We start from the raw sequence: 13,759 nt of genomic DNA, 5'->3' as shown, positions 1-13,759 counted from the left end.
AGCTCGCCGGACATGAGCAGGCCGGACTCCAGGATGTGCTGCACCAGTTCGGCCACGCTGCGGCTGTGCGGCGTGGGGCGAAAGCCAAGATGCTGCTCCGGCAGGTTCTCCACCTCGTCCATCACGCCCTCTCGCGTGTACGCCCACGCCTCCAGCGCCTCCTCCAGCAACGACGTGTACTCCGTCATGCTGCCTCCCCTGGGAATTGTATCATCCGGCATCCGACTCGAGCTGCACGCCCAGTCCATCGGCCAGCCGGTTCACGAAGTTGAAGTAGGCCGTCACCTGGACCACATCCAGGATAGCGCGGTCCTCGAGGCCGGCGTCACGCAGGCGCTGCACATCCTCCTGCCGCACCTGGGCGGGCGAGCGGGTCAGCCGGGCGGCGTATTCCAGGATGGCGCGCAGCCGGCCCGGCAGCTCGGCCTTGCTCCAGTCGCGGCTGAGCGCCTCGACCAGGGCCGGGTCGCCTGTCACGGCACGGAGCGCCGCCCCGTGATGTGCTACTCAGTAGCGGCAGTGGTTCTCGGCCGAGACGACCACGGCAATGGCCTCGCGCTCGGCCCGGGAGAGTGGCGATTCGCCGTACATGAGCGTGCGGTACAGCGCGTAGTGGTCGCGCAGCCCGGCAGGGTGCAGCGACTCGACCTGCAGGATATTGGCGACGTCGCCCGGCCGCCCCGCAATCGCCTGGTAGAGCTGCGCGAGCGGCCCCGTAGCGCTCGCGCGGGGTATGGTGCGGATCCACGCCATGGCTCAGCTCCCCTGGTCGGGCGGACGACGAACAAGTTGGCACCCGCGCCGGCTGGCCGGATATGCCCTGCGCAGGATGCGGCATCGGCGGGCGTAGCGCCAGGGTTCGCGGCGGGGGCGGGCATCCGGCGTGAGGCGGGGAAGCGCAGTGCGGGCGGCTCCCGATCATTGACGGAGCGGGTACGGGTACGGGTACGGGTGCGGGTACGGGAAATCGAGTTGGAAGAGTGGGAGCGGCAGTTGGGTTGGGGCGGGAGTGGGAGTCGGAGCGGTAGTCGGAGTCGGAGTGGTAGTGGGAGTCTGAGCGGTAGCGGGATCAGGGGGAGCAACCCTGAGCGAGCAGGCGCGCATCGAAGAACGGCGCGGCGGGTGGGTGTGGAACAAAACCGGGCGCCGCGCATCTTATACACCGGTTTCATCATTCGGCTGGATCGGCGGCGCGGATTCCGCAAGGGGGGGCGCGCCAGGCGGCTAGCCCCGCTGGGCACGCCGCCTGCAGCCCGGAGGTTAGCGGAGGCTCCTTCGGCCGGCTTCCCTGCCGATCACCACTCTGGAGGTGCGGATGTCGAGGATCAGCGGCGTGCGTTGGATGCTGGCGGCGCTGGCAGTTACGCTGCCCGGCTGCGGCCGGGGCGAGGTGGCTCAAGCCCAGGAGCGCGACGGCGTGAGGTCGGAGGTGCGCGAACAGTTGGGTGCCGTTCCGGCGGTACTGGATACGGCTACGGCGGCACGGCTTTCGGGCGCCTTTCGCGCGGCGGCGGACCGGGCACTGCCAGCCGTGGTCTTCGTTCGTGTGGAGCAGGAAGCGCGCGTGGCCCGGCGCCGGGTCCCCAACCCCTTCTTCCGCTTCTTCCCCGAGCTGCGTCCCGACGAGGAGATGGAGCTCCCGCCGCAGCAAGGTCAGGGCTCCGGCTTCATCTTCGACAAGCGCGGCTACATCATGACCAACAACCACGTGGTGCAGAATGCAGCCGAGGTGACGGTCCGTCTGGTGGACGGCCGCGAGTTCGTGGCCGAGGTCATCGGCAGCGATCCCAACACCGATGTCGCGGTCATCAAGATCAACCCGAGCAAGGCGGAGTCCCTGCCCACGGCCCAGTTTGGCGACGCCGAGCAGTTGCGGGTGGGCGATTGGGTGTTGGCGTTGGGCAGCCCGCTGGGCCTCACTTTCAGTGTGACGGCAGGCATTGTCAGCGCCAAGGGCCGCAGTCTCGGGATACTGCAGGAGGTGGGGCAGGCGCCGCTCGAGGCCTTCATCCAGACGGATGCCGCCATCAACCCGGGTAACTCGGGCGGCCCGCTGGTCGACCTGCTGGGGCGGGTCGTCGGCATCAACACGGCCATCACGTCGCCGACCGGCGTTTTCGCTGGCGCCGGCTTTGCCATCCCGATCAACCTGGGCAGCCGCGTCGCGCGGGACCTCATCGAGTTCGGCGCCGTGCGCCGGCCGCGCCTGGGCGTGACCATCGAGGCCGTCACCGCGGTGGACGCGGAAGTCTACGGGTTGGAGAAGATCGCGGGCGCAGAGGTCACGTCCGTCCAGTCCGGGACGCCCGCGGCTCGGGCGGGGCTCCAGCCAGGTGATGTCATTATGGCCGTGGACGGGCAGGCCGTGGAGGACGCCACCGAGCTGCAGACCATGCTCGCCGGGCGCCGGCCTGGGGAGCGGGTGAAGCTGACGCTGATCCGCGAGCGCCGGCGTCTCGTGGTAGATGTCGAGCTGGGCGAGTTCGAGACGGCAGCGGCGCGGGAGCGCGAACGAGGGGGGCGGCCCGGCGCCGAGGAGCTTCTGGGCTTTGAGGTCGAGACGCTCACGCCCACGCTTGCCGATCGCCTCGAGCTGCGGGAGCGGCGCGGCGTCGTCATCAGCGGCGTCCGGCCGTTCGGCTCCGCGGCTCAGGCCAATGTGCGGCCTGGTTTGCTGCTCTTGAGCATCAACGGGCAGAAGGTGGAGACGGCCCGCGATGTCGAGCGTATTGCCGGCGCGCTCAAGCCCGGCGACGTCGTTTCGCTCCGTGTTCGCGACCCGCAGTTGGAGGGCGCGGAGCGCGTCATCAACTATCGGACTCACCGGTAGCGCCGGCGGGCTGGAGGCGGACGCGCACGGCGGTGCCGCCGCCCGGCCTCGTCTCGGCCGTGACGCTGCCCCCCCAGCCCTCGACGAGCCGCCGCACAATGGCCAGGCCCAGCCCGGTGCCGGCCGAGCGGGCGGAGAACTGGGGCTCGAAGATGCGCGGCAAGAGGTCGGGTGGGATGCCGGGCCCATCGTCACTGATGATGAGCTCGACGTTCCCGCCCGCGCGCGCGATTGTGACCCGCACGGTGCCGCGGCCGTCCAGCGCGAAGCGCGCGTTCTCCAGCAGGTTGAGCAGCACCTCTCTCAGCTCGGCGCCGCGGGCCAGCACGGGCGGCAGCCCGGCTTCCGCCTGCTCGAGGTAGCGCGTGCCACCCTCACCCACGCCGTACAACGTCAGAGCTTCGCGCACCACGGAGGTGGCGTCCACCTCCTCGAGCGGGCCTGCGGCTTCCGCCGGCGCGCCATAGCGGGAAAAGGCGCGGGCGATGTCGCTGAGCCGGTCGATCTCGGTCAGCATGCGCTCCGCACTGGTGTTCAGGATCTGGTCGAAATCCGGACGCCGGTCCGCGAACGCGCGCCGCAGATGCTGCACCGAGAGCTTGATCGGGGTGAGCGGGTTCTTGATCTCGTGTGCGACCTGCCGCGCCATTTCGCCCCAGGCCAGCACGCGGGCCGTATGCAGCTCCTGCGCGCGGGCACGGCGCAGCCGCCGCACCATGCGATTGAAGGAGCGGAAGAGCTCGCCAAACTCGTCAGTCCGGTCCTCGGGCAGCCGCGCACTGAGCCGGCCGGCCCCCACCGCTCCAGCCGCGCGGCGCAGCCGTCCGATGGGACCGGCCAGCGCCCGCCCGACGGCCACCGACAGGGTGAGTGAGAGGAGCCCGCCCAGCAGGGCCGCAAAGAGGATCAAGTGAGCCAGCTCGCGCTGGCGAACGACAGCGTCGCCCGCCGCGAGTGACACGGGCACAGCCAGTGCGCCGGCCGAGAACCGCCGGTACGCCACCAGGTAGGGGTGCCGCCCCAGCCGGCGCATTTCCACCGCACTGATCTCCTCGCCGCTCTCGACCAGCGTCTGATACACGCGGGCCGGCATCCATGCGCCAAACACACCCATGGTGAGCGCCTGGGGCGATGACGCACTGGCCAGCTCGCCGCCCAGGTAATACAGCACTTCTTCACCAGTGCGCGCCCGGACCAGACCCAGCTCCCGGGTAGAATCGGGGAACGCCGCGGCGGCCTGAGCCACTGCCCGCTCGGCCACCATGCGGGCCGCCCGCGCCACCTCGCCGGCCAGGGCGCGGTAGGCGACCAGCCCGAAGAGCGCCGTGGGCAGCAGGAAGAAGGCGAAGAGGGCCAGTGTGACGCGGGCGCGGAACCCCCCCAGCCACGCCGTCCAGCCGCCGGGCGGCCCAGGCGGCTCCCCACGGGCGACGCGCCCCGCCACCCACAGCAGGGCGAGCCCGGCCAAACTGAGGGCCAGCAGCAGGATCGCGCGCGCAAGCCGCACCCCCATGGGCGGGAACCGCAGCTCGAGATGCGCGTGGTACTCGCCCTCCGGGTATCGCACGATCGCTTCGCTGCGCCAACCCTGGTCAGTGGGATGCCAGCGGATCCGCGAGGAGGGAGTCGGCTCGGCCGACCGCGCCGGCACCAGCGTGAGGCGGGCTTCCGGCCGCGGCTCCCCCACGGCCAGCGGCGGGAACGCGCCGGCGGCCTCGAGGCTGCGACGCGGCGGCACGACTACACTGATGACCCGGCCATCAGCGAGCGGCACGGCCAGCACGCGGTCGAGGCCCGGAGCATCTGCCTGCGCGCGCCACACTGGCCGGCCCACGGCGCGAGCCTGGCTCACGATTCCACTGACGACCCCCGCGCTGCCACTGCGCCGCGACGCGCCGCCACTCCCCACTTCCAGCTCGACGTCGACGCGGCCGTCAGGAGTCCACATCGTGACCTGGGCAGGGTACGCCTCGCCGGCCAGTCCGCTGCGCACCCAGGCGCGGTAGAGCAGCTCCGTCCCGCGCTGCTCGCCGCCGGCCTGCGCCGCCTGACCCACCTCCTCCGCAAACCGGCGCAGCAGGTAGTCCAGGTAGGGGTCGGCGCGACTGCCGAGCGCGGCCAGCTCCCGCTCCGCCGCCTGGAACCGCGCATGCATCTGAGCCGCCCAGAGCTGCGGGATCACGGCAGTGGCCGCGAGCCACCCGGCCGCGAGCCAGCGAATGAGGCGGCTGCCGCGCCCCGCCTCCCGTGCCAGTGCGAGCGCGAGCAGCAGCAAGGGCGCGGCCCACAACGCCGGGCTCCAGGGCGGCAGCGCCCGTTCCGGCCGCCAGCGCAGCGCGCCCCAGAGCATGAGCGCCAGACTGGCGGCCAGGCCGAGGGCCAGGAGCAGGGATCGAACGTGCCGGCCGGCGTGGCCCGGCGGGGCCGCAGCCTGCGGCAGCGCGAGCCCGGCCAGCGTGCCCAGCAGGAGCACGCCCGCTCCGAGCAGACCGCCCCACAGGAGCGCCACCCCCGCCCCCCCTTCGAGCAGCGCTGGTGAAGCGCCGCCAAGCAGCAGCCGCACTCCGGCAGCGAATCCAACCGCTACGGAGAGAACGCCCAGCAGGACCGCAGCCAGAAGTGCACGGCCTTCGAGTGGCGCGGGCCGCCGCGCGGCGGCCAGGCAGGCCGCCGGAAGCAGCAGGGCGAGCAACGTGCCGAGGGAGACGTTGCCAGGAACGGGCAGCAGGAAAAGGCCCGGGGAAAAGAGGGACTCCGCGCCCAGCACCTCGCTCCAGGGCGTCAGCGCGATGGCCGCCAGCACGCCCAGCGCGGCCGCCTGCCGCGGCCAGCGCGCCGTAGCTTCGGCGCCGCCGGCAGCGCGCAGCCAGCCGATCAGCAGGAGTACGAGCGCTGCGCCTGCGCCCAGAGTCACCCAGCGCCGGCCGGCGCGCGCTACTCCCGCCCGCCACGCCCCCTGGGTGACCGGCTGGAAGCGAGCGTGAAATACCACCTCGCGTCCCTGCACCATGGACCAATCGGCGCGCGGGCCGGGCCCGGGGAGGAACGCGGGGCGCGCCCCGGTCCGCGCCTCGAAGCGCCCCGCCAGGTCTGCCGGCTCGCGGTCGCGCAGCAGCGGATCAGCAGACAGCAGCACTGCCGCCATGGCCCGGCCGCCCCTTTCCCGGCCCACAGCGGAGACGTATAGGTAGCTGAAAAGGGGCCGATCCTCGTAGGCAATGCCGGGGCCGCCGATCTTGATGCGCAGCGGCAGCACGCCGCGGTGCTCGCCCGCCCAGGCCACGAGCTCGCCCGATTCGCCAAAGACGGCCAGGGCGTCCACACCGGTCCGGGAACGGAGCTCCGCCAACCCCGCGAACAGGGCGGCTCCGCCCTGATCCGCACTGGCGGCCGCCTGCTCGGCGGCAAGGCGGGCGCGCTCGAGCACGCGCGACACCTCGCGGTCCAGGGTGGCGGCAAGGCGCGCCTGGCGGGCCGCCATGTGCTGCGGCCACTCTGCCGGCAGCCGGCCCAGCCGCCGGGCGCTGATCAGGCCGGCCACGGCGGCCAACGCCAGCGTGAGGAGTGCGGCGTATACCCAGCGGTCGGCAGGCGCAGCCGGCAACCCGCGCCGCGCGCGGCGCGAGCGAAGGAGCAGGGCCGCGCCTGCAGCCGCGGCTGCGAGCGCGCCCGCCAGGTACGCGGGCTCGAGTGTCCGCGCCCACAGGAGCGCAAGAAGCGCTCCGGCATACGCGGCTACGCCGGGCGCCAGGACGCGACGGATCAACACCCCTCCGAGTCTGGAGCCGGCAGCATGGGCGAATCAGAGCTGGCCTTGAGCCTGGACGAGCTGAGCTGGATCGACGTGGCGGCGCACCTCGCACGCGACCCGCGCCTCATCATGCCCGTGGGCGCCCTCGAGCAGCACGGCGCCCACCTGCCGCTGGGCAGCAATGTCCTGATTGCCCGCAGACTCGCCATGGACCTCTCCCGGGAGTTCGCCGTGCTGCGTGCGCCTACTCTTTACTACGGAGTCAACGTGCGCACCGAGCGCGCCTTCGCCGGCACCGCTTCGCTGCACAAGAAAACGCTGCACCGAACCCTCAACGAGCTGCTCGCCCGCTGGGAAGAGCACGGGGTGCTGGAATTCATCCTGGTGACCGCGCACCGGCACGATCCCCACCTCGAGGCGCTGGCGAGCCTGCTCACCGAGCGGGCGCGCGTCCGCGTGGTGGAAGCCTGGGACGTGGACATCGCCGACCTGCTGGAAAAACAACCCGGCCCACTGCACGGCGACGAGGCGGAAACCTCCGTGATGCTTTATCTCTACCCCGAACTCGTGCGCATGGATCGCGCCCGTGACTTCGAGCTGCCGCCCCAGGAATTCCGCCGCTACTTGCGCGGCGGCCTGCCTGTTCCGCCGCCGGGGGGCGCGGGCGCGGTGGGCTACCCCAGCGCGGCCAGCGCGGCCAAGGGGGAGCGGATCTATCAGCGCATCCTGGACGCGATCCGGCGCGCCGTGTTCCAGGGGGCGGGGGACCGGGAATCAGATACCATGTAGCGGGGTAAAGGAAGGAGCCTGGCTTCCCCAAACGGAGGTTGGAATGGCGCCAGTGCTCCCGAAAACATGGCTCCTCGCCGCAGCCCTGCTCACGGCCGCTGGGTGGGCCGGCAGCGGAGCCGCGCAAACCGTGTCGCTGGATGAAGGCGCGTTCCGCCTTTCCGTGCATGGGAAGCCGGCAGGCACGGAGAGCTTCTCGATACGCCGCAACGGCAGTGGCGCGCTGGCCAGCGTGATTGCGCAGGGGCGCATTGTGCTGGACACCGCGGCCGCCGGCGAAGAGATCACTGCGCTGCTCGAGGTCGCCGGACCCGCACTGCGGCCGTCCGCCTACCAGGTGAAGCTGGACGGCGCAGAATCCCGCCGCATTGCCGGCCGCGTGGTAGGTGGGCGCTTCAGCGCCAAGATCCTCTCGCCCGCCGGCGAGATGATGCGGGAATACCTCGCCAGTGACGGCGCCGTGCTGGTCGACGAGGGGGTCGCTCACCACTACTACTTCCTGGCCCAGCGTCTCGGGGACGGCAAGGCGCAGCGCGTGCCGCTCCTCATTCCGCGGCAGAGCCGGCAGGTCATGGCGCAAGTGACGTCGCGCAGCGTCGGGCCCCTGGACCTCGAGGGCAGCGCGGTGGAAGCCCGACACCTGGTGATCGATCTGCCGGACGGCGTGACGCACCATGTATGGGTGGACCGGGCCGGACGCGTGCTGCGCCTGGAGATTCCCGCCCGCGCCTACCGCGCCGTGCGCACCACACCGCCACCCACCCCTTGAAGCGGGCAACCCCGGGGCCTTGGGGGGGCCCGGGGGGCCGGGGGGCCCGACACTGGCTTGATCCGGCGCCTGAAACCGGTAAGTTTCACGGGGCGGAAACGGCGCCCTGCGCTGCTCTCTTTCTGAAACCGCGGAGCGGAGCCCTCCGTAAGGGAATCGGCCGGTAAATCCCATTTCATCCGTAAGGAGATGACCAGTGCTTTCGACGGCCGCCAACCCCCGCAGGCGGTGGGTGCTCGGGGGTCTTGCCCTTGCCCTGACCCTGTGTCCTGCGGCGGGACGGGCGCAGCAGTCGCCCGCGACACTGAGCCTGGATGAGGCCATTGCGCTGGCGCGACGGCATAACCCCGAATTCCTCTCGCAACAGAACAACGAAGTCTCTGCCGATTGGGGGGTGCGCGAGGCGTACGGCGGGCTGCTGCCCACCGCCTTCGCCAGTACCGGCCTGCAATACCAGGCCAGGGGTCGGCCGCGCTTCGGCATTTTCACGGCCGAGGACATCGGCTTCGATGAAACGCCCGCCTACTACCTCTCCGATTACTACCTGGGGCTGAATTACCAGCTCGGAGCGGCGACGTTCTTCCGCCTGGGCCGCGAGCGGGCCGCCCAGCGCGCGGCGGAAGCGGAGACGCGCGCCGCGGAGTTCACCCTGGCCGCCGCCGTGACGCGGCAGTACTTGACGGCGTTGCGTGCCCGGGATGGTGTCGCGCTGGCCCGTCAGGAGTTGCAGCGCGCGGAAGAGACGCTGAAGCTGGCGCAGGCGCGGGTCGCGGTGGGCGCGGCCATCCCCCTCGAGGAAAAGCAGGCGGCCGTCGAGCGCGGGCGAGCAGAAGTGGTGCTGCTGCAGGCCGAGAACCTGCTCCAGACGGAGAAGCTCCGGCTGCTCGAACGACTGGGCATGGAGCTCGAGCGGGATGTCGAGCTAACCAGTGCGTTCCAGGTGTTCGAGCCGCGCTGGTCGAAGGAGGAACTGGTCCAGCGCGCCCTTTCCCGTCATCCGCAGCTCGAAGCCCTGCACGCCCTCGAGCAGTCGGCCAGCGCCGGCGTGCGCATGGCCCGCAGCGCCTATCTGCCGACCCTCGAGCTGAGCGCCGGCTGGTCCGGCTTCACCCGCGAGTCGGGCGAGCCTGAGTCGCTGGTCGAGCAGACGCGGCTCAGCCTGGACGGGCAGCGCGAGCAATGCGAGTTGCTGAACCAGATCTCGACGGGGTTGCGGGAGCCGCTTCCCGGCACACCCGTGGACTGCTCCGGCTTCGTGCTCACGGATGCCCAGCGGCAGCGGATTCTGGACGGCAACAACACCTTTCCCTTCGACTTCAGCAGCCAGCCGCCCACCTTCCAGTTGCGGCTCTCCTTGCCGATCTTTCAGGGCTTCTCGCGCCAGCGGCAGGTGGAAAGCGCGCGCGTGGCCGCCCAGGACGCGCGGCACCGGCTGCGCGCCGAGGAACTGCGGCTCAAGACCGAGGTGGCCGCCGCCCTGCAGACGCTGGCCACGTCGTACCGAACCGTCGGACTCGACGAGCGCAATCGCGAGTTGGGGGACGAGCAGCTCCGCCTGGCTCGGGAACGATATCGCGTGGGCGCCGCCTCGTTTGTCGACCTGCTGGAAGCGGAAACCATCAAGGCGCGGGCGGATCGCGCCTACCTGGTAGCCGTCTATTCGTTCCATGAAGCGCTGGCCGCCCTCGAGGCCGCGGTCGGGGAGAAGCTCGCCGCCCAGGAGCGCGGCCCATGAAACGAAGGACGAAGATCGGCATTGGCGCGGGCGCAGTGGTGCTCATCGGCGTGGTAGGCGGGCTGAGCATGGCCCGCGGCGGGCGCGGCGGCATCCCGGTCCGTATCGAGACGGTGACGCGCCGCGACCTGGTCGCCACCGTGCGGGCCAGCGGCTGGATCCGGCCGCACCGCTCGGTCGATATCCAGGCCGACATCATGGGCCGGATCACAGAGCTGCTGGTCGAGGAGGGCGACCCGGTCCGGCGTGGCCAGCTCCTGTTGCGCATCGATCCTTCGCAGTACGAGGCCGCCGTGCTGCGTGCCCGCGCTGCCGTGAGTGAGGCACTGGCCCGGGAGGCGCAGGCGCGGGCCAGCCTGCTCGGAGCAGAGCAGGCGCTCGAGCGGTCCAAGTCGCTGCGCGAGAACGGCGCGGCACTGATCAGCGAGCAGGCGCTCGAGGAGGCCGAGACGCAGGTTCGGATCCAGGGCGCGCTGCTGGAAGCCGCCCGCTTCGGCGTGGAGCAAGCGCGGGCGGCGCTGCGGGAAGCCGAAGATCAGCTCGCAAAGACCACGATCCGCGCGCCTATGGATGGAATCGTGACGCGGCGCAATGTGGAAGAGGGGGAGATGGCCATCATCGGGACCATGAACAACCCGGGCAGCCTGCTCCTCACCATCAGCAACCTCTCGGTCATTGAAGCGGTCATCCAGGTGGACGAAACGGACGTCCCGGAGCTCCGGCTGGGCGACAGCGCGCGGATCGAGATCGATGCGTTCCCGCGCGACACCTTCGCGGGACGCGTGACCCGCATCGGCCACAGCGCGCTGCGCCCGCCCTCCGCCAGCCCCGCCTTCGGCCAGGGTGGGCAGGCGCAGGCGGTAGACTTCGAGGTCGTGCTCGAGCTGGACCGCCCACCGGCCACGCTGCGGCCGGATCTCTCCGCTACGGCCGAGATCGTGACCGACACGCGGAAGAGCACCCTGGCCATCCCCATCATCGCGCTCACCTTGCGCGAGCAGCCTGCAGCCGAGCCGCTGCCGCAGGAAGGTCGCGAGGCAAAGGCCGCGGCCGAGAAGGCGGGGGAGGAGGAGAAGCGGGACCAGGAAGGAGCCTTCGTGGTACGCAAGGGCAAAGCCCATTTCGTCCCCGTCGAGGTCGGCGTTGCCGGGCCCGAGCACTTCGAAGTGCTGAAAGGGCTGGCAGAGGGGGACTCAGTCGTGGCCGGTCCCTACGAGGCGATCCGCAGCCTCGAGGACGGGAAACCGGTAAGACAGGATGTAGAAAAGGCGTCCAAGCGGCGCAAATCGGAGTCAACGAAATGAGCACGAAGGCGATGACGAATGGCCATCCCGTCATTCAGACGGAGGGGCTCCGTAAGGACTACGTTCTGGGCGCCGAGGTGGTGCACGCGCTGCAGGGAATCGACCTGGTCGTCCAACGGAACGAGTACCTTGCCGTCATGGGACCATCCGGCTCCGGCAAGTCCACCCTCATGAACCTGATCGGCTGCCTGGACACGCCTACGGCGGGCGAGTATTGGCTGGACGGCGAGCCGGTCTCCGGGCTGCGCGATGACGAGCTGGCCCGGATCCGCAACCGCGAGGTGGGCTTCGTTTTCCAGACCTTCAATCTGCTGCCGCGGGCGACCGCGCTGCACAATATCGAGCTGCCCCTGATCTATGGCGGCGTGCCGGCGCGGGAGCGGCGCGCGCGGGCGGAGGCCATGCTCGAGCGCGTCGGCCTCGGCGACCGCATGGGTCACAGGCCGGCCGAGCTGTCCGGCGGGCAGCGGCAGCGGGTGGCGATTGCCCGGGCGCTGGTGAACACGCCCGCGATCCTGCTGGCGGACGAGCCCACCGGGAACCTGGACAGCCAGACCAGCTCGGAGATCATGGCCGTGTTCGACCAGCTCCACGGCGACGGCCAGACCATCATCCTGGTGACCCACGAGCGGGACATCGCGGCGCACGCTCACCGCGCGGTGACCTTGCGCGATGGGGTAATCGCGAGCGACATCGCGCAGGCGGCCGTAGCGCTCTGACCCATGCCCCTGCTGGAAGGCGTCCGCCTCGCCCTTGCCCAGATCCGAGCCCAGAAGCTGAAGAGCTTTTTCTCCCTCATCGGCGTGCTCATCGGCGTGATGTTCCTCATGACCGTGGTGAGCGTGGTGGAGGGGCTCGACCGCTACATGAAGCAGGACTTCGCTCGCACCGTCTACGGGCTGAATACGGTCACCGTGCGGCGCCGCCCCTCCGTCTGGTTCAGCACCTCTTCCGCCGAGTGGCGCCAGATGCGCCGGCGCCCGCGCCTGACGTTCGATGATCTGGCCGCTGTCCGGCAGCAGTTGGGGGTCCCCGCACTGGTTGCCGCGTCGAGCGATGCGGGCGGCCGCATCGAGGCCGCGGACGGCACGGAAGTCGAGAATGTCTGGCTGACCGGCGCCACGGCCGATTACTTCCGGATCCGCGAATACGAGGTTGGCCGGGGCCGCCTCTTCACGGGCCCGGAGGACGAGTTGGGTGCAGCCGCCGTGGTGCTGGGCCACGAAGCAGCGGAGAAGCTATTTGGCGCCCTCGACCCGATCGGCCGCATGGTGCGCATCAAGGGCTCGTCCTTCCGCGTGATCGGTGTGCTGGAGAAGCAGGGCAGCCTCTTCGGCATGTCGCTGGACAACCGCGCCGTTGCGCCAGCCCGCTCCGCGATTTCCCGGATGGTGAACCCGCACCGCATCATTGACGAGATCCTGATCCGCGCCACGGACGCCCAGGGCATGGCGCGCGCGCTGTTAGCGGCGGAGTCCATCATGCGGGCCCGGCACCGGCTGCGCCCGGGCGAGTCCAACGATTTCGAGATCGAGACGGCGGAAGACAGCATGAGCTTCTGGACGCGGATCAGCCGCATCCTGTACGTCGCGTTCCCGGGGCTGGTAGCCATCGCTCTGGTGGTGGGCGGGATGGTCATCATGAACATCATGCTGGTCTCGGTCGCGGAGCGAACGCGCGAGATCGGCGTGCGTAAGGCGCTGGGCGCCCGACGCCGCGATATCCTGCTCCAGGTGCTGATCGAGTCGGCCACCCTCTCCGGCCTGGGCGCCATGATCGGAATCCTGTTGGGCGTCGGGCTCGCCCAGCTCGTGCGCGCCGCCTCGCCGCTGCCCGCCGCCATTGCGCTGCACTGGATCGGCGCCGCTGCGCTCCTGGGCGTCGGCGTCGGCGTGCTGGCCGGGCTCTACCCCGCCGCGCGCGCCGCAGCCATGGACCCCATCGTCGCCTTGCGCCACGAGTAGCGGACCATGCGCCTGGCCAGCCTCAGCGAGGGCGTGGTCCTGGCACTGGACCAGCTTCGCGCCAACAAGTTCCGCACAGCGCTGACCGTCCTGGGCATTGTCGTGGGTGTGGCCACGGTCATGGCCATGAGCGCGATGGTCACGGGGATCCGCTCCGACGTGCTCAGCGGCATCGAGGCGGCGGGGCCGCAGAATTTCGTTGTGGCGCGCTTCAACTGGCTCGAGGCCCGCGAGGTGGACGACCACAGCCCGCCCTGGGGCGACAACCCGCCCATCGCCGTGGCCGAGGCGCGACGGATTGCAGGCCTCGACAAGGTGCACGCGGCCATCATCGACTTCGACCTGACGGCGGACTTCGACGTGGGCAGAGGCGAGCCTATCCTGGACGTACAGGTCTCCGCCGATGATGCCGGCTGGGCCCAGTTCAGCATCGGCGCGTTCGTGGCCGGCCACGACTTCACGCCGGCGGACGTGCGTGCTTCCCGCCCGGTGGTTGTGATCTCGAAACCGCTGGCCCATACCCTGTTCGGCTCCCTTGACCCCATCGGCCGGCAGGTCCGCATCAATGGCAGGCCGTTCCGCGTGGTGGGCGTTTACGAGGTCGCGGAAAACATCTT

Annotated in this window: 11 protein-coding genes; 8 read left to right on the top strand and 3 right to left on the bottom strand. The window is 70.6% G+C overall.

The features are described from left to right. Together HY703_12495 and HY703_12490 are read right to left on the bottom strand one after the other, a co-directional pair. On the bottom strand, positions 1-188 hold a 188-nt coding region (locus HY703_12495), incomplete at its 3' end, for a DUF664 domain-containing protein (GenBank protein MBI4546011.1). Positions 189-210: 22 nt separating this feature from the next. Beyond that, positions 211-753, bottom strand: a complete 543-nt coding sequence (locus tag HY703_12490; protein ID MBI4546010.1) for a peroxidase-related enzyme — start codon at positions 751-753, stop codon at positions 211-213. 562 nt (positions 754-1,315) lie between these two features. On the opposite strand from HY703_12490, the gene HY703_12485 reads away from it, so the two are divergent. Next, entirely contained in the window at positions 1,316-2,830 is a 1,515-nt protein-coding gene (locus HY703_12485; GenBank protein ID MBI4546009.1) for a Do family serine endopeptidase, read from the top strand. Here the strand turns inward: HY703_12485 and HY703_12480 are convergent. Beyond that, positions 2,808-6,596: a HAMP domain-containing histidine kinase gene (locus HY703_12480; protein ID MBI4546008.1), complete on the bottom strand. Its 3,789-nt coding sequence runs from the start codon at positions 6,594-6,596 to the stop codon at positions 2,808-2,810. The genes HY703_12485 and HY703_12480 overlap by 23 nt on opposite strands. 27 nt (positions 6,597-6,623) lie before the next feature. Between HY703_12480 and HY703_12475 the strand changes: the two genes are divergently transcribed. The 7 genes from HY703_12475 to HY703_12445 form a co-directional block, all read left to right on the top strand. After that, positions 6,624-7,370, top strand: coding sequence for a creatininase family protein (locus tag HY703_12475; protein ID MBI4546007.1), 747 nt, complete (start codon positions 6,624-6,626; stop codon positions 7,368-7,370). A gap of 43 nt (positions 7,371-7,413) precedes the next feature. Beyond that, positions 7,414-8,139 (top strand): hypothetical protein, encoded by a 726-nt coding sequence (locus HY703_12470; protein MBI4546006.1) that lies wholly within the window; start codon positions 7,414-7,416, stop codon positions 8,137-8,139. A 196-nt stretch (positions 8,140-8,335) separates the two neighbouring features. Continuing rightward, positions 8,336-9,874 carry a TolC family protein gene (locus HY703_12465; protein MBI4546005.1) on the top strand — a complete coding sequence of 513 codons (1,539 nt, stop codon included), beginning with the start codon at positions 8,336-8,338 and terminating at the stop codon, positions 9,872-9,874. Then, positions 9,871-11,178 (top strand): efflux RND transporter periplasmic adaptor subunit, encoded by a 1,308-nt coding sequence (locus HY703_12460; GenBank protein MBI4546004.1) that lies wholly within the window; start codon positions 9,871-9,873, stop codon positions 11,176-11,178. Before HY703_12465 ends, HY703_12460 begins: the two co-directional genes overlap by 4 nt. Before the next feature lie 11 nt (positions 11,179-11,189). Beyond that, a complete protein-coding gene (locus tag HY703_12455; protein MBI4546003.1) occupies positions 11,190-11,897 on the top strand; it encodes an ABC transporter ATP-binding protein in 708 nt (235 codons plus the stop codon). 3 nt (positions 11,898-11,900) lie between these two features. Next, the gene (locus tag HY703_12450) at positions 11,901-13,142 is read left to right on the top strand and encodes an ABC transporter permease (GenBank protein ID MBI4546002.1); all 1,242 of its coding nucleotides are present in this window, start codon (positions 11,901-11,903) and stop codon (positions 13,140-13,142) included. Positions 13,143-13,148: 6 nt separating this feature from the next. Continuing rightward, a partial coding sequence (locus HY703_12445) for an ABC transporter permease (protein MBI4546001.1) occupies positions 13,149-13,759 on the top strand: 611 nt, incomplete at its 3' end.

It is taken from the genome of Gemmatimonadota bacterium (assembly GCA_016209965.1).
Lineage (GTDB): Bacteria > Gemmatimonadota > Gemmatimonadetes > Longimicrobiales > RSA9 > JACQVE01.
This window is presented reverse-complemented; position numbering and strand designations above follow the sequence as displayed.